This window comes from Candidatus Kryptonium sp., from assembly GCA_025060635.1.
In the GTDB taxonomy this organism is placed as follows: domain Bacteria; phylum Bacteroidota; class Ignavibacteria; order Kryptoniales; family Kryptoniaceae; genus Kryptonium.
The window spans coordinates 78585-100424 of the sequence record JANXBN010000001.1; the positions used below are offsets into that span (position 1 = coordinate 78585).

At 36.8% G+C, this 21840-nt stretch carries 20 protein-coding genes; 9 read left to right on the forward strand and 11 right to left on the reverse strand.

The genetic code is table 11. The annotated features are described in order from the left end of the window. Positions 1-28 precede the first annotated feature (28 nt). The 8 genes from pgsA to NZ923_00430 are packed head-to-tail and all read left to right on the forward strand — an operon-like array spanning position 29 to position 6384. The gene (pgsA, locus tag NZ923_00395) at positions 29-634 is read left to right on the forward strand and encodes a CDP-diacylglycerol--glycerol-3-phosphate 3-phosphatidyltransferase (GenBank protein ID MCS7228476.1); all 606 of its coding nucleotides are present in this window, start codon (positions 29-31) and stop codon (positions 632-634) included. Next, on the forward strand, positions 597-1082 hold the full coding sequence (locus NZ923_00400) for a phosphatidylglycerophosphatase A (GenBank protein MCS7228477.1): 486 nt from the start codon (positions 597-599) through the stop codon (positions 1080-1082). Before pgsA ends, NZ923_00400 begins: the two co-directional genes overlap by 38 nt. 15 nt (positions 1083-1097) lie before the next feature. Then, positions 1098-2348 carry a competence/damage-inducible protein A gene (locus NZ923_00405; protein ID MCS7228478.1) on the forward strand — a complete coding sequence of 417 codons (1251 nt, stop codon included), beginning with the start codon at positions 1098-1100 and terminating at the stop codon, positions 2346-2348. Further along, on the forward strand, positions 2345-2905 hold the full coding sequence (gene thpR / locus NZ923_00410; protein ID MCS7228479.1) for an RNA 2',3'-cyclic phosphodiesterase: 561 nt from the start codon (positions 2345-2347) through the stop codon (positions 2903-2905). The genes NZ923_00405 and thpR overlap by 4 nt, the downstream gene beginning before the upstream one ends. 20 nt (positions 2906-2925) lie before the next feature. Beyond that, entirely contained in the window at positions 2926-4008 is a 1083-nt protein-coding gene (gene recA / locus NZ923_00415) for a recombinase RecA (GenBank protein MCS7228480.1), read from the forward strand. Between the two features lie 15 nt (positions 4009-4023). Next, positions 4024-4683, forward strand: a complete 660-nt coding sequence (locus tag NZ923_00420) for a RecX family transcriptional regulator (GenBank protein ID MCS7228481.1) — start codon at positions 4024-4026, stop codon at positions 4681-4683. 14 nt (positions 4684-4697) lie between these two features. Continuing rightward, entirely contained in the window at positions 4698-5774 is a 1077-nt protein-coding gene (locus tag NZ923_00425) for an AI-2E family transporter (protein ID MCS7228482.1), read from the forward strand. Continuing rightward, positions 5746-6384 (forward strand): helix-turn-helix domain-containing protein, encoded by a 639-nt coding sequence (locus tag NZ923_00430; protein MCS7228483.1) that lies wholly within the window; start codon positions 5746-5748, stop codon positions 6382-6384. Before NZ923_00425 ends, NZ923_00430 begins: the two co-directional genes overlap by 29 nt. Positions 6385-6419: 35 nt before the next feature. On the opposite strand, the gene NZ923_00435 is transcribed toward NZ923_00430, so the two are convergent. From NZ923_00435 to NZ923_00445, 3 genes are all read right to left on the reverse strand, one after another. Continuing rightward, positions 6420-6884: a hypothetical protein gene (locus NZ923_00435; protein ID MCS7228484.1), complete on the reverse strand. Its 465-nt coding sequence runs from the start codon at positions 6882-6884 to the stop codon at positions 6420-6422. Positions 6885-6942: 58 nt separating this feature from the next. Next, positions 6943-10074: a biopolymer transporter Tol gene (locus NZ923_00440; protein MCS7228485.1), complete on the reverse strand. Its 3132-nt coding sequence runs from the start codon at positions 10072-10074 to the stop codon at positions 6943-6945. A gap of 176 nt (positions 10075-10250) precedes the next feature. Continuing rightward, positions 10251-12965, reverse strand: a complete 2715-nt coding sequence (locus NZ923_00445) for a DUF5110 domain-containing protein (protein MCS7228486.1) — start codon at positions 12963-12965, stop codon at positions 10251-10253. Positions 12966-13072: 107 nt separating this feature from the next. Here NZ923_00445 and NZ923_00450 point away from each other — a divergent pair, with 107 nt between their 5' ends. Next, on the forward strand, positions 13073-14611 hold the full coding sequence (locus NZ923_00450; GenBank protein MCS7228487.1) for a glycosyltransferase family 39 protein: 1539 nt from the start codon (positions 13073-13075) through the stop codon (positions 14609-14611). On the opposite strand, the gene NZ923_00455 is transcribed toward NZ923_00450, so the two are convergent. From NZ923_00455 to fliI, 8 genes are all read right to left on the reverse strand, one after another. Next, complete coding sequence (locus NZ923_00455; protein ID MCS7228488.1) at positions 14612-14839, reverse strand: flagellar FlbD family protein; 228 nt, start codon at positions 14837-14839, stop codon at positions 14612-14614. 60 nt (positions 14840-14899) lie between these two features. Further along, positions 14900-16951, reverse strand: a complete 2052-nt coding sequence (locus NZ923_00460) for a flagellar hook-basal body complex protein (protein MCS7228489.1) — start codon at positions 16949-16951, stop codon at positions 14900-14902. Between the two features lie 99 nt (positions 16952-17050). Next, positions 17051-17440, reverse strand: a complete 390-nt coding sequence (locus NZ923_00465) for a flagellar protein (GenBank protein ID MCS7228490.1) — start codon at positions 17438-17440, stop codon at positions 17051-17053. Further along, positions 17430-18131 (reverse strand): flagellar hook assembly protein FlgD, encoded by a 702-nt coding sequence (locus tag NZ923_00470; GenBank protein MCS7228491.1) that lies wholly within the window; start codon positions 18129-18131, stop codon positions 17430-17432. Before NZ923_00470 ends, NZ923_00465 begins: the two co-directional genes overlap by 11 nt. A 13-nt stretch (positions 18132-18144) precedes the next feature. Next, positions 18145-19503: a hypothetical protein gene (locus NZ923_00475; GenBank protein ID MCS7228492.1), complete on the reverse strand. Its 1359-nt coding sequence runs from the start codon at positions 19501-19503 to the stop codon at positions 18145-18147. Continuing rightward, positions 19500-20084, reverse strand: a complete 585-nt coding sequence (locus tag NZ923_00480) for a hypothetical protein (GenBank protein MCS7228493.1) — start codon at positions 20082-20084, stop codon at positions 19500-19502. The genes NZ923_00475 and NZ923_00480 overlap by 4 nt, the downstream gene beginning before the upstream one ends. Before the next feature lie 3 nt (positions 20085-20087). Next, complete coding sequence (locus NZ923_00485) at positions 20088-20516, reverse strand: flagellar FliJ family protein (GenBank protein ID MCS7228494.1); 429 nt, start codon at positions 20514-20516, stop codon at positions 20088-20090. Between the two features lie 8 nt (positions 20517-20524). Next, positions 20525-21835 carry a flagellar protein export ATPase FliI gene (fliI, locus tag NZ923_00490; protein ID MCS7228495.1) on the reverse strand — a complete coding sequence of 437 codons (1311 nt, stop codon included), beginning with the start codon at positions 21833-21835 and terminating at the stop codon, positions 20525-20527. Positions 21836-21840 lie beyond the last annotated feature (5 nt).

A 21840-nucleotide genomic window follows, 5' to 3' on the forward strand; every position in this document is an offset into this window, starting at 1 on the left:
CAGGTTGGAACACAAAACCAGAATAAAAATGACATTACCAAATCAACTAACAATTTTGAGGATTGTCTTAACCCCGGTCTTCGTTGTTTTATTTCTATCCAAGGATCTTCTATTAAAACAATTATCTCTCCTCGTTTATATCGTTGCAGCACTGACTGATTGGTATGATGGTTGGATAGCCAGAAAATTTGGTTATATAACGCGCTGGGGCAGATTTCTTGATCCACTTGCAGATAAAATTTTAACTTCGTCCGCCTTCATCTCATTTGCCTCGCTTCAACTCGTTGAAGCCTGGATGGTTATCATAATAGTTATTCGTGATATACTTATTACTTTGTTAAGGTCATACGCTGAATTCAAAGATAAACCCGTCATAACCACAAAAGGCGCAAAAGCAAAAACATTTATCCAAATGGTTTTCATTTACTATTTAATGTTTGGATATGTAATCAACTTAAGTTTTGAAGGACTAAATCTTGAACTGTCGCTACTGCATCCAAATTTGATATATTGGAGTATGCTTCTCGTGACTTTGTTAACCTTTTGGACTGGTGTTGCTTACCTTTATGATAATTGGAAAATAATCAAAACCCTTTATGTTTCGGCGGGCAAAAGAGCTTCAGAGTCAGCATAAAATTTCAACCTTTTCAAAGCTTATTGCAACAGGATTTTTCTCCGGTTATTTCCCCATTGCACCAGGGACGGCGGGAAGCGTGATTGCAATTTTAATTTATTGGTTTCTGTTAAATTCAAGTATCCAGCTTTTAATTCTATCTGTTCTATTTCTAATAATTGGGATCTTTACATCTGCTGAATTTGAACGAAAAAATGGGCATGATCCTTCGGTCGTAGTGGTTGATGAAATGGTTGGTATGTGGATATCTCTTCTTTTCATTGAGAAAAAATTTCTAAATGTTTTGATCGCTTTTTTAATTTTCCGAGCAATGGATATAATCAAGCCACCACCAGCAAAAAAGTTTGATCGCATGAGCGGAGGCATCGGAATAATGATAGATGATGTGATCGCTGGAATTTACGCAAACATTTTAACACAAATTATATTGAACATATTTTTGAAATAAAGGCAAGATTCAACAATGAAAGCTGAAATAATAACAATCGGTGATGAACTCCTAATTGGGCAAGTGATAAATACGAACGCAAGCTACATCGGGCGGAAACTTTCCGAGATCGGAATAAGCACAGCAAGAATTGTCTCCGTTGGAGATGATGAAAAAGAAATAATTGAAGAATTAAAGCATGCCTTTGATAACTTTGAGGTCGTTATCCTTACGGGTGGATTAGGACCGACACATGACGATGTAACTAAAAACGCTATTTGTAAATTTTTTAATACAGGACTTGTATTCAATGAAGAAGTTTTTAACCAAGTCAAGGAATTTCTAGCAAAGCGAGGAAGGACTGAAATAAATGAAGCAAACAGGTCTCAGGCATTCGTCCCAGAAAAGGCTAAAATAATAACAAACCATTGGGGAACAGCGCCCGGGTTCTTGTTTGAAGAACAAGGAAAAATCGTAGTAGTAATGCCGGGCGTTCCAAAAGAAATGATTGGAATGATGGAAAACTTCGTGATAAACTACCTTGCACAGAAAGCCACTGGGAATGTGATAAAACAAAAAGTTCTAAAAACAACAGGAATCCCAGAGTCATACCTTTACGAAAAATTAAAAGACACGCTTGATGAAATAAAAAACTTTTGCAAAATCGCATTTTTACCATCAGCTCTTGGCGTCAAGATTAGAATAACGGTTAAAGCAAAAAATCAAAACGAAGCAAATAGATTGATTGAAGAAGCAGAGAAAAGAATTCGTGAAAAGGCCGAAAAATATATTTATGGCGTTGATAACGAAGAGCTTGAAGAAGTTATCGGAAGGTTATTAACCGAAAGGGGCTTAAAACTTGCTGTAGCTGAATCTTGCACTGGTGGCCTAATTGCAGATAGAATTACAAATGTCCCTGGCAGTTCAAAATACTTTGAGCGTGGCGTTGTCGCATACAGCAATGAAGCGAAAGTTCAAATCCTCGGTGTCCCAGAGGAACTTATAAGAAACTTTGGTGCTGTAAGTCGCGAAGTTGCAGAATCAATGGCGGAAGGTGTAAGAAAAATTTCCGGCGCCGATATAGGAATATCAACCACTGGAATTGCAGGCCCAACTGGGGCAACACCAACGAAACCAGTTGGTCTTGTATGGATAGGATACTCCGACAAAAATGAAACTTTTGCAAAAGAGTTTAGATTTGGTGACGATCGCCTTGAAAATAAACAAAGAGCAACACAAATGGCTCTTGAAATTTTGAGAAGAAAATTGCTCGGAATTGAAATATGAAAATAAGAACATTCATCGCTGTTGATGTCCCAGAAAAAATCAAAGATGAAATTTTTGAAATTGAAAAAGAACTTATGAAATCCGCAAGCGAGGGCGTCAAATGGGAAGAAAAAGAAAAATTTCATATAACCTTGAAATTTCTCGGAGATGTAAACGAAGAAGCAATTGATTCAATTTATAAGATCTTGAACGAAAAATTAAACGGCTTTGGAAAGTTCTCTATCATTTACAAAGGAATTGGTGCTTTCCCTGATACTAAAAATCCACGCGTCATATGGATTGGTTGCGAGGACCCAACAGGAAAACTTTTTGAACTTCAGAAAATCGTTGAAGAAAAAATGAGCGAACTTGGTTTTGAAAAAGAAGATAAAGAATATCATCCACATATAACGCTCGGCAGAGTTAAAAAACCTAAAAACATCCATAATTTGATTAAGAAAATAGAAACTATTAATTTTGAAGCAAGGACAGGAGAGGTTGCAGAAGTTCTCATAATGAAAAGCGACCTGAAACCGAGCGGATCAGTTTATACTGTTTTGAAAAAAATCAAACTATAACTATAAAGGAGTGATTCAAAATGGCGGTTGACAGAAATGAAAAACTAAAAATACTTCAAACGACAATTCAGCAAATTGAGAAAGAGTACGGCAAAGGTGCAATAATGCGATTGGGCGAAGGTCCAATTGCAAGGGTTGAAGCAATCCCAACAGGTTCAATCTCACTTGACGCAGCAATTGGAATTGGCGGAGTTCCAAGGGGAAGAATAACCGAGATCTTCGGTCCTGAAGCTTCTGGAAAAACAACACTTTGCCTTCATATAATTGCTGAAGCTCAAAAAAGAGGCGGACTTGCTGCATTCGTTGACGCTGAACACGCACTTGATCTAAATTACGCAAAACGGTTAGGAGTTGATGTAAGTAATTTACTTCTCTCTCAACCTGAATTCGGCGAACAAGCTCTTGAAATAGTTGAAGCTCTTGTCAGAAGTGGAGCTATTGATGTTGTTGTCATTGATTCGGTGGCTGCGCTCGTCCCAAGAGCTGAAGTTGAAGGTGAAATGGGGGATGCAACGATGGGAGCACAAGCGCGCCTAATGTCTCAAGCATTAAGGAAACTCGCATCAGCGATCAGCAAATCAAACACAAGCGTGATCTTCACAAATCAGCTTAGAAGTAAAATTGGAGTAATGTTCGGAAATCCGGAAACAACGACCGGTGGATATGCTCTAAAATTTTACGCAGCTGTCCGCCTTGATATAAGGAAAATTGATGTAATAAAAGAAGGGCAAGAAATAATCGGGAACAGAGTTAGAGTTAAGGTTGTGAAAAATAAGGTTGCCCCTCCATTTAAAGAGGCAGAGTTTGACATAATTTACAACGAAGGGATCTCAAAAATTAACGATCTACTTGATACCGCTGTAAATCTCGGAATAATTCAAAAAAGTGGATCTTGGTACTCATATAAAGATGAACGAATCGGTCAAGGAAGAGACGCTGTTAAAAAGTTCTTTATGGAGAATGAAAATATACTAAAAGAAGTTGAATATCTCGTGCGAGAAAAACTTGGACTTTTGCCCGAACCAACTGAACAAAAAACATCCGAAGCTGAAGAAACAACGGAGGAAGTTCAAGCAGAGACCAAAACAACAAGAAAGAGATAATCATTAAATTCAAATATGCCCATCGTTATAAGTTTAAAACGAAAAAAACGAACAAAGGAATGGTATTTAATTTACCTTAACGATGGGCGCGAGATTTTGTCTTATATTGATTTCATCGTCAAATTTAAAATCAAAACCGGGAAGCAATTAACAGAAGAGCAGATATCTGAAATTAAGTCATCCTCCGAGCTGATACTTGCAAAAGAAATTGCGTATAAATTTCTAAGCTACAAACCAAGGACCCAAAAGGAAGTTGAGGAGCGACTTAAGCAAAAGGGATTTGATAAAAACATAATCTCAAAAGTTATTCAAGAGATAAAGAACTATGGCTTTATAAATGACCTTGAATACGCACGGAATTTCGTTTTTGATCGCTCTAAGTCAAAGACATTCGGCAAATTTGCGCTTAAGCAAATGCTTCTTGCGAAAGGAGTTCCTGCTGATATAATTGAGCAAGTTTTATTAGAAAGAGAAAACATAGTTGATGAATTTGATATCGCATTAGAGCTTGCAAATCAAAAGCTAAAACAACTGAAATCATTTAAAAAGAAAAAACGAGACAGAAACGAACAAAGGCGAAAAATTTACGAATTTCTTGCAAGGCGCGGTTTCAGCTGGGATGTAATAAATCGGACAATGAGGGAAATCTTTGAAGATTTTGAATTTCAAAACTAATTAAACTAAAAAACATGAACGAAAGAATATCTTTCAGACGAGGAATTTTCGTTTTCATTGGGATCCCTGCGCTTACACTTTTGATCGTATGGATCGCCTCCATCGCCATTCATATTTCACTTATTGTGATCTTATCAATTTTTCTGTCCGTTGCACTAAATCCGCTTGTAATATATTTTGAAAGTTTAGGTTTGAAAAAAGTCACTGCTGTATTAGCTGTTTTCGCAAGTTTATTGCTTAGTATCGTTCTCGCTGTTCTCTTTATAATCCCAGCTTTAGTATCTGAATTCAAAACGCTCGCTGAACAATTGCAAAAGGTTCCGCTTGATGCCATAATTGCTACTGCAATTAAAAATTTAAAAGAAAAGATACCTTTACTAAAAGGGCTTGATCTTGAACATAAAATTCAAACGCTTATCGCTGAATATTCACTCAAAGCTGCATCGGCGCTGACATCTGCTATAACGACGGTGTTTGAACTTTTGCTTGCACCGTTTGTTGCGTTTTTTATTTTAAAGGACGGTGAAAGATTTAAGAAGAAAATAATAAGAGCTATCCCGAATAGATATTTTGAAATGGGTTTAAATGTTTTTGACAAAATTGAAGCACAATTGACCGGTTATATTCGCGGACTTGTACTTGAAGCAACAGCGCTCGGGCTCATGGCTGCGATTGGAGCTACAATTCTCGGTGTCAATTTCGCTTTCGTTATTGGTTTAGTTGTCGGGATAGCTAGCTTTGTTCCATACCTTGGTGCTTTCGTTGGAGCTATTCCAGCATTATTAATCTCGGTAGTTCAATTTGGAGATGGAAGAATGATCCTCCCCTTGATCATAATGTTTGTAATCGTTCACTTGATTGATGATCTGATCATTCAACCTCTTGTTTATTCACATTCCGTTGGGATGCACCCTGTTGAAGTTGTATTCGTGCTTTTGATTTTTGGAGAATTATTTGGATTGTTCGGAATGCTGATCGCAATTCCCGTTGAAGCAATAATAAAAGTTTCAGTAAGAGAAATATATTGGGGCTTAACACACTATAAAATCACAAGTGCAAAGTATGAAACTTTTAGAGCTTCCCAAACTTGATAACGAATTAATAGCACAACAGTTGAAAACCTTAAGATTATCAACGGACAAAAAGATCACCGAAGTAGCTGAAGCAACTGGGTATACACCTTCATATATTTCACTGATTGAAAATGGTAAAAGAAATCTTAACTATAAAATTTTGCGCAAGATTTTGCTTTATGGATTTGGTGAAACATTGTCAAGCTTTTTCGCGAAGATACTTGATCACGAAAGCAAGTTTGATACATTTGACGAAGATACTTCACCCGACTTACAAATTTATAAAACCCCATTTAAACTTTATAACGAAGACAAAACAGTTGCAATCCAAATTTTGATACCAACAGATGCATCTCGCGGGATTGAACTCGTTAAAGTTATTCTTTCTGAGGGTTCTATATTTGAAGACGAATTTACAACTAATTTCAAGCTTCAAGGGACTGTTTTAAATGGAATGGTTGAGATTCAACATAACGGACAAAAAACCGAGGTATTGCAAAATGAAAGTTTTTCGCTTCTCGTAAAAACAACATTATATCAACCGAATTCAACAGGGGGCTTTAAAATTTTAAATTTGTCAAAGGGCACATCGGAGATTCTCTTACTTTTTACACCACCTGTATTTTAAAAGCGTCACAGAAAATTTTGCTACATTTTCAAGAATTACTTAACACCGAGTCTCTCTTTAATTAATCTTGCTTCTTGACTTGCCTTTCTTAACTCATTGTAAATTGCCACCGAAAAATCCCGAACTCTTTCTGGTTTCGGATTTGGTTTGTTTAGCTCATCTGTTAAATTTTTGTAATGTAGTTCCGCTCGTTTACAGTAATCATCAAGATATGAGATGTTTCCCTTTACGAGTTCAATTTGTTGCTTGGTGAGTGATTTTTTGAGATTTGCATATGACTCTTTTACATCATTTAAACATTCACCAATTTTTTCGGCGTATTTTTTAGCCACTTCTGGGATAACGGCGTTTTCTCTTTCAACTTCAGCTTTTAAAGCCCCAGCATATCCGCGCACATTCTTGCAACAAGCGTCAAACTCATCAAAGCGCTCTTTCAAGGATTGAGACAGAAGAATGGTAGGAAAAAGAAAGATCAAGATGTGCTTTTTAAGGTGCTTCATATTTCGCCACCTCCTCAAGAAAATTTTTTATGTTATGAATCTTGAAAATCATTTTAAATCAATAATCCGGTCCAAACGAGAAATAATAAACTGGCTTTGAAAAAGAGCCCCAATTGAATCGCCAAGCTATGTCAAGTCGTAGCAAAAGTCCAAATAAGTAAATTCTAAATCCATAACCAGTTCCAATCAATAAATCTTTCGTCAGAGTGCCAGTGAATGGATCTGGTTGATGAAACGCACGCCACGACCTCCACGAATCCCAAGCCGAGCCCATATCAAGAAATATAACTCCCATCAAATTTCTAAAAGCAAGTGGCAAAGCGCCTCCAATGAAATATCTTATCAAAGGAAATCTAAATTCAAGGTTCATAAGTGCAAATTTTGAACCGCTCTGTTCATTATAAACATAGCCACGCAATGGAACTATTGGTCCAGATATGGCTTCAAAGAAGAAAAAGTCAGCAGTATTTTCAATTGGTATGTAATCGTTTTTAATAGCCCAGTTTATCCAAGCATCAACTCCACCAAGCATAAACCGTTGCCTATTTTCACCAGTGCTTCCACCCGCAGTGAATCTAAATGCGATGCTATAATCGCTCCATAAGCGGAAGTATTTTCTATAATCAAAAATCCCCGTCAAAAATTGAATGCTATTAGGTCCAAGCTTTGGGCTTGCATAGATAGAGAAATAATATCTTTCACCGTTTGATGGGAAAATATAACGCCACAAAGAATTGTCGTGAACATAAGTCAACGACGGCATCAAAAGCGTTGAATGTTCCCCTATCTCAGGAAAATCAAGATATTCGCCAACTACACTGTAATATCCAATTCCAAAATCAATTCTTCTAAATTTATCAATCGGATAAGAACCCATAACTGTCCCGCCATATAATCTATACCTGTAAAGGTAATAATACTGGCTACCAACACTGAAAAATCTCGCTATATGGAAAGCTTCAATGCCCCAGTTGATTCTTTTTGGAAGGTAGAAATAAGCAATCGCATAATCGCTATTTTTGAGATCAAACATAAGGCTTGTAATCAAATAAATTTGATGATTTCCAAGCATATCGCTGAACATCATGAAAGCTTCCCCAAGGACACCATAAAATGTGTTATAACTTGCATTTGTGTAAATTAAGTCCGGCGTAAAATTAACTCTATATCTGTAAACTTTATAACGCCCTGACTCATCAAGATTATCTGGAGGAGTTAAATCCACACGAGATCTAATAGACATGGCAATGCTATCCTGCCTAAATATGTCAGCAAAGATGTAGTTTCTGAGATTAACTTTTATATCGCTTCCATAAGGTTGAACTGAAGTCGTATCCGAGGCATTTGATGTTTCCTCTTTTTCAGATTTTTCTGCCTTAGCAAGTTCTCTTTGTTTTTCCTTTAAAAACTCCATTACAAAAACAGTTGGCTCAAGCTCTTGAACATTTAGCTTCCGCTCAAAAGGTTGACGCAAAAGGAAAATATCAAAACCACCATTGTGGAAAGACGCAAACGCAAGCTTTGAACCATCGTATGTTATGGAAAGCTGATAGATCCCACTTAAGGAATTAGTCAAAGGTCTTTCGTTTCCTGTCTCAAGATCTTTCTCATAGATATTATTTATACCATTTCTATCCGAAATGAAAAGGATTTTCTTACCATCTGGCGAAACCACCGGTGATGTTTCATCCCAATAATCTGTATGAGTTATTCGCTTTATCTCTTTGGTTTCAAGGCTAACAGAATAAATATCATATTGATTTGGATCAAAATTATACATCTTGAAATCCTGCGGGATCATGTCCTTTGAGACGAAATCCTTTCTGTCAGAAGAGAAATAAACGAATTTCCCATCGGAAGACCAAACCGGATCAGCATCGCTAAAGATATCATCGGTCAAATTAACGAGAGTTTTATTTGAAAGATCATAAACATAGATGTCCGACTGTCCATGCTTTAGACCGACAAACGCAAGTTTGCTTCCATCTCTGGACCAATCAACTGAAAAGATACCATCAAGATCAAATGTGATCTTTTGATGCTTTTCTGTTTTAACATCAATTATGAAAATTGCATCGCTATCACCACTCTTAACAGCAAGAGCTATCTTGCTACCATCAGGCGACCAAGTCAACCCTGGCGTCAAAAGGTGTAATTCTTCAAAGTTCTTAGTTCTATTTCCCTTCACAACCTTTTTTATAATTCTCCCATCAATTGCAGACATGATAAAAACATCAAAATAATCGTCCCTGTCAGAAATGAAAGCAATTTTATCGCCCGTCGGAGAGATAGCAGGACTCGTGTTATAAAAATTATCACGCTTTGTATGGTCTGTCAATCGTTTGGCAAATTCATCTGGCGATTCTCTCTTTGCAAAATCAGACCAATATAATTTTTTCTGCTCTCTAATCCATCTATCCGAAAGCTCCTTCAAACTCATCCCAAGCGAACTTCTTATTCCTGCCTCAACACTTCTCAACCCTCTGATCCTGTTTATAAGCTCCCCAATTTTCTCATCACCATATTTCCTTGAAATATACCAAAAAACAGATTGACCTCCTCTATACGCAAAATAACCATCAAGATATTCTATCGGTGGGAGATAATCATTTACGGTCGCATCCCTCATAAACATATCTGAATTAACATCCCATCTTAAAGCAGAAAACTCAGGCAAACCCTCAACCAACCACATCGGCAATTGAATTTGAATGTTGTTTATCAAAGCAGATTGAAGCGAACCACCATAAAACATATCATTCATCACCGCATGAACAAGCTCATGATGTATAACATGACGAAACTGCCTATACGAACCTTCAAATGGAACAACAACTCTATTCTTAAATAGCTCGGTCACACCACCAATGCCTTCCTCAAGATACTCTGCAACGACATTTGTCTGCTGAAAATCGTTGTGAGAATTATAAATAATTATCGGAATACGATTTATTATTTCGTATCTCAAGAGTTTACTTATTTTAACATAAGCATCCTCTGCAACTTTCGCTGTATACTCAGCAAGCTCATAACCGCCATCGGTAAAGTAAATATCAAAGTGATCGGTTCGTATGAAATACCAAGTGAAATCTTTATATTGAACCTTGTTTTTTCCAAACGGACCTTGCTGAGCAAGCCCCATTGAAACCAAAAGCATAATTAATGCAAAGTAAATGAAAATACGCTTCATTTCTTAAGCACCTCTTGATTTTAAGTTTTGTTCTAAAAATTCTAATTCTTTTTCAAATCTTTTTGTTCCTACCACAATTTAGCACCAAACTTATTTAAAATTCAACTTATTTGAAAAACAAACCCGAGCCTTCCTGAAAATTTGATGCTTGAACTCTATCCCCAAGTTTAATATTTTTATTTTAAAACGATCATTTTCCTCGCCTCAAAAAATCCATCCATCTGAAGAGTGTAAAAATATATTCCAGACGGTATGTCCTGCGAATAAAATTTTACCTTATGTCTTCCGGCAGGCATTTCTCCCAAATTCATATCCTTCACGACCCGCCCGAGCAAATCGTAAACTGAAATTTTAACCACCGTATTGCGCGGAATTTCAAACTCTATCACCGTCTCTTGATTGAATGGATTTGGATAATTTTGGATAAGACCTGGTTTAAATCCCCCGCCTTTAAAGTCCCTAACGCCCACTATAATCTCAACCCCAAATATCTTTACCTCAACACTATATAAAACAGAAGAGCAAAATTTTACATATAGAATTTTTCTATTCTTGTTAAACCATGCAGATGTAGAATCAGATGAAAATTTAAGCGAATCATCAGCAACGGTAATTTTGATACCATTTACCTTAATTGAATCAAAAGTTCCGATAAGGTTGAATTTCAAAATCCAACATCTTTTGTCAACCATACCATTGAATTGACCTCTTGCTTCACTTATGCGAAAGCTTACTTCATTACCTTGTTTTCTACATTTAAGTTCTGTAAGTGCGAACTCACCATTTTTATATGCCATTGTTTCGCCATCGTCTTCGTAAAGTTCAAATTCAACATCGCCCGGATAGACATCAACGAAAAGAGTGTCGTCTGGAGATTGATTGCTATATCTTTTTATCTTCCCCATTGGAATTATTGATGGAACTCTGATAAATAAAGGTATTTGATCAAGTGGTGCATTGACCCGAATTGTTTTCCCGCCGTTATAAACCTCGCCCGTCCAAAAATTAACCCATAAAGATCCACTTGGTAGGTAAACATCCCACATCCTTTGTCCTGCAACAAAAACAGGCGAAACAAGAATGAAATCGCCAAAAAGATATTCATAACTTAAATTGTAAACATTTACATCATGTGGAAATTCATATAAAACTGGCTTTATAAGAGTTTCACCGTATTTCCAAGTTTTGTAAGCGTAAGTGTAAATATACGGGAGCAACTGATAACGAAGTTGAATATATTTTTTGACTATTCTCTCAATATCTTCCCCAAAAGCCCAAGGTTCAAGTGGTTGCTCATGCCCATGTGGTCTCATGACAGGACAAAATGTTCCAAACTGAATCCATCTGACATAAAGTTCGCCAGTTGTCGTTCCACCAGTAAATCCACCGATATCTGAATTATGATACGGTATACCAGACATAACCATTCCAATTAACATCGGCACTTGAACTTTCAAGCCGTTAAAACTTTTTCTCACATCACCCGACCAAGTTATAACCCCAAAACGCTGAATTCCCGCAAAACCAGATCTTGTTAAATTAAAAATTCTCTTTTCAGGGAAATCACGACGATAGCCATCATATAAAGTTTTCGCCCAAAGAAAATTATAAACATTGTGAACTTTCCTTGCGCTTCCGAGATAATGTTTCAAAAAATCAGGATGATTCTCCGGCTCCCCAAGATCTGTCCAAAAACCTGAAACACCTTCGTCCAAAAGATTTTTGTATTTCTCCCACCACCAAATTTGTGCACTTGGATTTGTAATATCAAGAAGAGAAGAAGGAGTCGCCCAGAAGTTTTGAAAAACATAGCTTCTACCTGATGAATCAAAAGCAAAAAATCTGTTTTGATCAGCAATTGAATAATTAAATGAAGTGAGATTTATATACGGTTCAGAAATGACGATCGTCTTAACACCTTTCGCTTTGAAATCCGCCATCATTCTTACTGGATCACGCCAGTTATTTCTATCCCAAGTCATGTTTCCCATATTTCCCCAACCAAACCAGTAAAGATCAAGGATTATCGCATCAAGCGGGATATTTTTCAATAAGAATGTATTGACGATATTTTCGGTTTCTGTTTGATTTCTGTAACCATATTTGCTTTGTAAAAATCCAAATGACCATCTTGGTGGAATCGGTGGGAAACCCGTAAGCCAAAAATATTTTTTAAGAATTTCTTTAATTGAAGATGCATAAATGAAGTAATAATTCATCTGCCCATCTTCGGTTTTATAATACCAAACCGACTGAATAGAAACGCCGAAATCAAAATAACCAGGAAATGTTATATCAAAATACAAGCCATAATTGTAATTTGATTGAACAAATGGAACATTTATTTGCATCGTCTTTAACGGTGAATCATAGCCAACTATGTGTTGATTGTATGTGCTAAATGCATGCCCTTTTCTGTCAATATCAATTCCCTTTTGCCCAAGCCCATAAAAATGTTCATCCGGTTGAATATCAAAGAAAACATATTTTTCTTTTCCTCTGAAGCCAAATCCGCCTGAGTTCCTTTCTTTCAACAAAAGCTTGCCCGCTTTGTCGTAATAATAAATCCTCAAAGGCGTTTTATCAACCCGAATTAAAATTGAATCCGTTTGAATTAAAAATTTGCTACCCTCATCTCTCATTTCCCACCGCACATCACTGCAACTTTGTAACACAACAAAGGTCGTGTCTTCAACTGCGTTGTTTAAATCCTCAAATAGAGTAACTTTCAAAATATCGCTTCGGATAAACTTAAGTTCAATTGCGCACATCCCAGCGTAAAACCTTATCGTGCTATCGGTTGTAGTGTGCCCTGTGTAATTACCAACAAAGTTTATTTGGCTCAAAGCTACCCACGGGAAAAGTAGAATTAAAATAAACTTTTTTAGCATTTTTCCGAGAATTTTTATTGACGAAATTCGAAGTTCCAAAAACGATATCTTGCTAATCTATCTGTTTTAATTTAAATTAATTTAAGGCGAAACAAAAGTTAAAGATGATGAAGAAAGGCAAAACAGAAAACAAAACCCCGAAATTTAACTCTGACAAATTCATCCTTCTCGTCTCGCTTGCCTACCTTATCATCATGTTAATTTTTTCGCTTGGTTATAGGAAAGTTGGAAACTACGATATAGAAACCGATTTCTTCTGGGATTACGCCGTTGAAGCTAGAAACATCTTGAACGGGATCATAAATGTTGGGGAATTCCGCGGACCAGGATATCCGACGATCGTTGGGCTTTTGTCATTAATAGTTGGAGATATTTTTAAATCTGGATTGATAGTCTCGGCTATTTCATCAGCCCTTGTCATCTTAATAACTTTCAAAACCTTGAAAAGTGTGTTTGACGAGAAAATCGCTCTCGCCGTATCATTGACTATGATTTTTAATCCGACATTTTTGAGATATTCTTATGTCTGCGGAACCGATATGTTTTTTAATCTGCTCGTCTCCTCAGCTGTATTTTTTGCGCTCATCGGTGTTTTAAAGAATAAATTAATCTATCTTTTCCTATCCGGTTTATTTGGTGGGTACGCTTACTTGACAAGATACAACGGAATCTCTTTGCTTATTGGACTTCCTTTAATGATTTTAATTTCAAACCCAGGGAGTTTGAAAAAGGGAATTTTAAAATCAATACTCGCTGTCGCTGGCTACCTTGTTTTCCTTCTCCCATGGTCAATTTATTCCTATATAAAGCGTGGTGAATTTTTTTACAACCGAAATTATCTGAACATCGCGTATGAGATGTATGCAAAAGGGAAAATCCCTTGGGATAATTTCTGGTTTGAAGCATCAAAAGAATACAAATCATTTCTTGATGTTTTTCTTCGCGACCCAGGGCTTTTCGTTGAAAAAGCGATCTTAAATTTCATAGATCACTTCTGGCGTGATTTGACCCAGCTTTGTGGATGGCAGTTTTTAATTTTATTTGCCATCGGTTTAATTATTCTAATAAGCCAAAAGGTTGACAGAGTAAAGCTTGGATACTTTGCTTCAGGATTTACATTTTTCTTGGTGCTCGTTTTCGTGTTTTATAGCGAGAGGTTTTCTATGTACCTTCTCCCTGTCTATCTTTCGGTTTGCTATCAAGTTATCAAGTGGAGAAAAGTAGAAGAAATAAAATATGGCTGGTTAATTGTCATCGCAGTTTTCAATCTAATCTCACTGCCTAAGATTTCTCAAATGATAAAGAGAGATATTCAAAATCAACCATTTGACATACTTCACATAAGGGAACAATTTATATCAAAATTTGGCAACTCTGAAAAAGGTAAAATAATCGTAGCTCGGAAACCTAACATCGCTTACTATTTGAATATGGAGTTTAGACCTTTCCCACTTGTAAATAATTTTGAACAGCTTCACAGCGAATTGATGAGATTGAACGCTTCATATCTTTATTATAGTTGGATTGAATACTATTTCAGAAGGGAGCTTGAAGGGCTTTTTAACTACGCTTCTCCACCGCCGTTTCTTGAGCCCATTGCTGTTTCAGAAGATCCCCCGGCAGTTCTTTACAAGGTGAAAAAATAGTTAATCTTTTTCCTCAGAAGATTTTTTAACTCGTGGAAGTAACGAATCAGGCAAACATCTTTGACGATATTGGATTATCTTCTCAATAACCTCATCAACGCTTTCCTTGACCATGATCTTCTTACCTGTTGTAAGGGCTATGATTGTATCAGGTGAGGCCTCAAGATATTCAATTAATTCTGCGTTGACGACAATTTCTTGTCCATTTAATCTTGTTACTTTGATCATGGTAAATTTTTAATTTGCTTTTTAAAATTTAAACCCCGCCGCGAAGGCGGGGCGTTTATGTTATCGCTTCAAATTAACAATTTCTTGCAAAAATTCATCGCTCGTCGTTATTATTCTCGCGTTCGCTTGAAAACCACGCTGAGCTATTATCATCCTTGTAAATTCTTCGGCAAGATCAACATTGGATTGTTCTAATACTCCTGACATTACCTTTGATTGAATCGCCGAACCTGGCTCATCAATTATCGGTGTTCCAGAGTTTGCAGAGATATCAAACATGTTATCGCCAACCCTCAATAAACCGCTCGGGTTATTAAATGTCGCAACCAGAATCTGTGCGAGAACACGAACTGTTCCGTTTGAAAACACACCTAAAATCTTACCATCTTCATTTACGGAAATTGTGTTCAAAAATCCAAGCCCATATCCATTCTGATCTGCTATTAAACTTGAAGGTCCTTCCATTTGAGTTATCCCGGCGAATTCACCAATTTTTCCAGGATCAATTACTATGTCAAGTATATCGGCAGAATTATCTCCAGGATCAAGCCTCAAAGTTGAGCTTCCATCGTCAAAAAAGAAACTTCTTATTGATCCATCTGAATTAAACACAATTTTACCACTTCCACCAGCAATTATAACTTCCTTCCCGCTGACGGAAGCAGTCCATGACCATTGGTTCGGAGTTGTTGCATCTTTTACGAATTTTAAAGTTATGTTGTGTTTGTTTCCAAGGGAATCATAAACTGTCACAGTAGTTGATGCTTCAACATCTTCCGCCTTTTGAACCTCTAACCAATTACCTGGTCTATTTTCAAAAATTGAGTTAAATCTGTCTCTACCAGTGGATGAAATGTTAAGTTCAGTGATTTCATAAGATTTCCCGCCATCTGCATTTACAACGAGAGCACCTGTGTCTAAATCAATTACAACACCTTTAGGGTTGCTAATCCTAAAAGCATTTTTAATTGCATCAGCAAAATCTTTATATGTTGATGTAGGGCTTACAGAGAAATTAACAGCTGTGATCGCTTTGCCACCGACTTTACCAGCGATTGTAATCGTATCGCCAGCAACAAGTCCAAGATCATTTCCTTGGGCATCTCTAAGTTTGGTTAAAAGATCGTTTGGTCTTGCAACATGGGAAAATTCATCAGAGAATTTACTTGAACCTGCCGTATAACTTCCATTCAACCCAGAGAGAGCAGATTCAAAATTGCGATTGTTACTTGATATCACAACGGACTGGTTAGAAGACGATCTCAAAACAATTCTACCTTCTGAATCAATTGAAGCAGATAGCGAACCAGCAAAGTCATTATTTATTTCCGCAATTAAATCATTCAAAGTATGGAAATTACCATCACCTACTCCTCCATCTTTGCTAACATATGTATATGTTCTAACTTTCGTTCCATCTTGAATAGTTACTGTCGTTGAACCCGAGAGCATACCAGTTATCACTGTATTTGCTGTTCCAGTCGCAAGAAGATTATTTACATCTGAGTTTCCATCTTCAACTGCGTAAAGGCGCGCGCTCCTTAATATGTTACCTTTCGGAATTCCACCGGCATTGAGATTACCGGTAAGTTTTATAACTGATGTTGCTTTAGCTGGTGACTTTTGACCAAAGGGAATCTTTATATCTTCAAGTTTAGCGCCAGGTGGGACAACCCCTGAAGCATCAGCCATTTTACCTTGAACTATTGCACCAGTTGCTGAATCAACCAAATTTCCATTAGCATCAAACCTAAAAGCTCCAGCGCGTGTGAAATAGTTTTTCCCACCTTTTTTCACAATGAAAAATCCATTGCCCTGGATTGCAAGATCTGTCACTTGACCTGTTGTTTCAAGATTTCCCTGTGTGAAAATTGTATCAATTGAGCTTATATTCATTCCAAGCCCAACCTGTAGTGGATTTGTTCCACCAGATTCAGCGGATGGTTGAGTAGCCCCGCGAAGTGTTTGAGCAAATGTTTCACTGAAAGAGACACGAGCAGATTTGAATCCAATAGTGTTAATGTTTGAGATGTTATTTCCGATTACATCCATCATAACTTGATGGTTTCTCAATCCAGAAACGCCCGAGAACAAAGATCTCAAGAATGACATTTTTACCTCCTTAATTTTGTTTTTTTAGTGCTTTTAAATCTCGCCTCAGTCGGTCAGCGAGATTGCGGGGCTCCCTCAACAGCGAGGTCCAGCCCCGTTTTAAATTATTACTGCACCATCAATATTGGTGAAAACATGCTCTCTCATGTTTTCACTATCAACAACGGTTATAACAGTCCTATTCTTAACATTCACAATAAACGCAATATCTCTCAACAAAATTAGCACATCCCTTGTGTTTTTTTGCTCCGCTCGGATCACTGCATCATTTAATAACTTTAACTCCTCATTACTCAATCTGACATCCCTTTCCTCCATTCGTTTCAAAGCATGGTTGGAAAACTTAACCTTTTCAATTTCATCTCTGAGGATATCACTAAATTTAGCTCCAAATTCAGGAATCTTTACACCTACATTCTCTCGCTTTAAAACCTCAACACCACCAATAGGGATGAACGGAACTTTTACGCCATTTATCTCACTTGACATCTTTCCTCCTGTCCTTTATTTCAATTACATCAGCAATGCTGAACTCAATTCCTTTAACCAATATAACAGTGTTATCTTGTTTATATCTCACACCTTCAACTACACCGCTTATGTAAGTATTTACAACCACAGATTTACCATCTTTATCAAATGCCTCAATCTTGATCTTGTAATTTCCCTCTGGTAAGTAATTTCCTTTCTCATCTTTGCCATCCCAATTAAAATCATATCTTCCGCTTTTTTTCTCCCCAACTTTAAAGTTTCTAACAACATTTCCTGCGGAATCAAGGATTTTAATCTCAACCGACTTTGCATCACCTTTTAACTCGTAACCAAAGTCAACCACATCGCCTTGCTCAAGCTTTAAAACATCTCCGTAAACCATCACGCTTTTCCCTATCAAATTCGCTATCAAGGCATTCGTAATTGAGCGATTAGTTGCGTAGCTTGCATTGATGCTTTTTAAAAGATTTGAGTTGATATTGTAAAGTTGTTCAACCGTGCTAAACTGCGCAAGCTGACTTGCAAATTCCGTGCTTTGAATCGGATTTAAAGGATCTTGATAATTAAGCTGCGTTATTAAAAGTTTCAAAAAGTCATCCTTTTCAAGAATTGATTTACCAGAATCTTGAGCATTACCTACGGTTGAAAGCATACCTCCAAGATTTGGGACTGAATTAACCTTTTCCATAATAGCCACCTCCTTAAATTATTGCCTCAATTAAGCTACCGCCATAAATTTTAACGATCTCATTTGAATCAAATATCTTCTTTCGGTTAGATCTTCTATGAAATTTCTCTCGTTCAGGACTTAATGAGTTTAAATCATCGCTCGTAAAACTTCCACCCGCAATCAAAGTTCCAATTTTCTCAAGATTTACATTGTTTGATTCAAGCATCGTTTTCAAATTTTCAAAGCCAGATTCAATTATTTGTTTCGCCTCAAGATTCTTAACCTCAAACAAGATCCTCACTCCCCTCTCACCCTCTGAAATTTTAATAACGACTTCACCGATCTCCTTCGGTTCAACTTTCAAAATGATCACCTCACGATCAATAATATCGCTCTTCAAAACAAAATCTTTCAAAACCTCCGGGATATCTTGAACTTTCACAGGTAAATTAAATTCCCTTGTTCTTATCTCCTGGTCAAAACTTGTGACATTAACAGAGTTGAAGTTTTTCGCAATAATTTTCTCTGCTCCTATATCGTGAGAAATTTCTTTCTTTAACTTAAACGATGAATCAAAATCGTTTTTTGCTTGCTCGTGTTCATGATTTCCCAAAGGTTGAGATTTTTCCAATGCGTTTCTATCATGTTTTATTCTTTCATCTTGAGATTGATGTTCTCCCACTCTCAAGTGAAATTTTTCTCTTTTCGTATTTTCGCTCCCGCTTAAATCCTCCAACAATTTCTTTTCAGATAACATTTGCATTTCATTAAGATCAAAGTGAGTGAACTCACCCAAACGCATTTCTGGCTCTATTGATTCTGGAATTTTGTTGATTTGACCGCTTTCAGAATTTATTACTTGAGAATTTTCGCTTTGCCTTTGCTCCGATCCCATAAAAGCATCAATGTTAAAAAATACAGCTTTTTGAAAGTTCATTTGACGATATACATTGACATTCTCTCCATCAGGGATTTTAAGCTGTGGTCTTTCAAAAGTATCAAAACCCTGGTTCGCAACCCACTTATTCATCAAATGAGTTAATTCTAAAACCAAAAATTCATTCGTTTTGCCTTGTTCAAAAAGTGAATTTATTGCCTCTGTAATTACAGAATTATCATTTCTTGGCTCATGCACCGATCTAATAAGCTGAAAATTGAAATCCGAATTACAAAACTTTTCACCTGTATCTTCAGCTATTTGTTCTACTTGTTTTGTTCCCTCCAAACATTCATACTTAAAAGTATCCTCTCCTCTGCTTGTAAAAAATTGGATTAAGAGCAATCCTAAAATGTCCCCGAAGCTAAGCGTTCCTTGACACTGCGATTTAAAACTTCCTTGGTTTTGACTTAATTTGAAATCATTCAATATGTTAAAAAGAATTAGGTTCATTTTTCGCTGATTTTTGAAAGTTTAATTGCTTTTTTCGCGTTGATTTCAGCAAGTATTTTCGCAGCTTGCCGTCTTTGCATATTTAGAAGGATCGCGAGCGCCTCATCTTCAGGCATGTTTTCAATAATTCTCGCAGCAGATTCTGGCTCCATTACCTCGTAAATTTTTGCAAGTGATTTAATTTTTTCAGATTGTTGATTTGAAACCTGCTGTTGTAACTTTTCAAGGATTAGATCCTTTCTTGCGACTTCCGTCTTGAGATCTTTAACCATCGCATTAAGAACGATTACACTGTCCTTATACTTTTTTAGCTCCATGAGCGTGTTTTCATGCAAATTTTTCAAACTATCAAACTTATAGATTTCAATATACTCAAATCCGATTGAGCTCGTGTCCTCCCAAGCGATTTTAGGAGATTCATCCTTAATATTAACCGAATCAATTACGGCTGGAATTGTCCCTGACCTTGGAATAGGTCTAAAAAGTTCTGGATAAAATCTTGACAGAAGGTACATTCCTTCAAAAATGGTTAAAAAAGAAAAGGTGAAACCGAGTATGTAGCCGAGAATCGTTTTTCCCATATATTATCTGCCAAGTGTTGTCCTGTGTGAAATTGAATCCAGAAGCAATTGTTCTTTTCTTTGAAAATCTTTTAAAATTTCACTGTTAAATTTTTGCTTCAGTTTTTCAATCATCCGCTTGTTTTGATTAGTTTTTATTAAGACATCTCTTTTCTTTTCCTCTTCAATCAAAATTTTCTCAAGCGCATTTTTTTGCTTTTCAACTTGTTCAACGATTGCGTTAAGGTAAGCATATTGAATTTGTAATTCAGCCACTCTGAGCTTTTCTTCAATTTCCATAGTCTCAATTTGCTTGTTTTTTTCCATCTCAAGGTCTTCTAATAATTTTTCGGCATTCTCACGAATTACTTTAATTTCCGTTAAATCCCTTTTGTATTTTTTCTCTTGTATCTGACGGACCTTGAGAACAGGATCAAGTTTAAAGCGAGCCATTTTTCCTCTCAAATTAATTTTGCAAGTTCAATTAAACGATTGATAGAATCCTCAAACTCTGCCCTTTCCTTTGTATCTTGCTTGAGAAATTCTCTTATTTTATCAATTAATTGTAAAGCCTTGTCAATCTTTTGATTGCTTCCACGAACATAAGCTCCAATGTTTATTAAATCTTCAGCTTCCCTGTATGTTGCTAGTATATCAATTACTTTTTCTGCTGATTTCTTATGTTCTGAGCTAATTATATCTGGCATAAGCCTGCTTATGCTTTCAAGAGGTTCAATTGCTGGATAGTGTCCCATATTTGCGAGCTTTCTTGAAAGGACAATATGCCCATCAAGTATTGATCTTGCCGAATCGGCGATTGGCTCGTTAAAGTCGTCGCCCTCAACAAGTACAGTGTAAAGTGCCGTGATGCTTCCTTTTGAGGAAGTTCCAGCGCGTTCAACAAGTTTCGGGAGCAACGCAAAAACAGATGGTGTATAACCTTTCGTTGTTGGTGGTTCCCCAATCGCAAGTCCAACTTCACGCTGAGCCATTGCAACACGAGTTAACGAATCCATCATAAACATAACATCAAAACCTTGATCTCTAAAATATTCAGCAATTGCTGTTGCAACAAGCGCAGCTTTAACTCTTATAAGTGGTGCCTTATCGCTCGTTGCTACCACGACAACACTTTTTAAAAGTCCGGATTCTCCGAGCTCCTTTTCAATGAAATCTCTTACCTCCCTACCTCGCTCACCGATCAAAGCAATTACATTCACATCTGCATTTGTATGTCTTGCAATCATACCCATAAGTGTGCTTTTACCAACGCCACTACCTGCAAAGATTCCAATCCTTTGTCCTTTACCACAAGTAAGAAGCGCATCAATAGCTCTTATGCCAGTTGCTATTGGTTGAGTTATCCTTTTCCTTTCAAGTGGTTCAGGAGGTTGATTGTAAATTGATCTTATCTCATCTGGTTCAATCCAACCTTTTCCGTCAATTGGGCGACCAAGCCCATCTATAATCCTACCAAGCAGCTTTCGTCCAACGGGGATTGAAAAGGTTTTCCCCGTTGCAACTATCTCACTTCCAGGGCTTATTTTATTTATATCACCAAGAGCCATTGAAAGAACACGATTGTTCTTAAATCCCACAACTTCAGCAAGACAAATAGTTTCCTCGTTTCTTGACTTAATAACACAAACTTCTCCAAGCGAAGCAGATGGCCCTACTGATTCAATCACGAGACCAATAACCTGCGTCACTCTACCATTGACTTTAACAAGGTCAAGATGTTCAATTTTATCAAAGTATTTCTTCATTCTCATTTCAA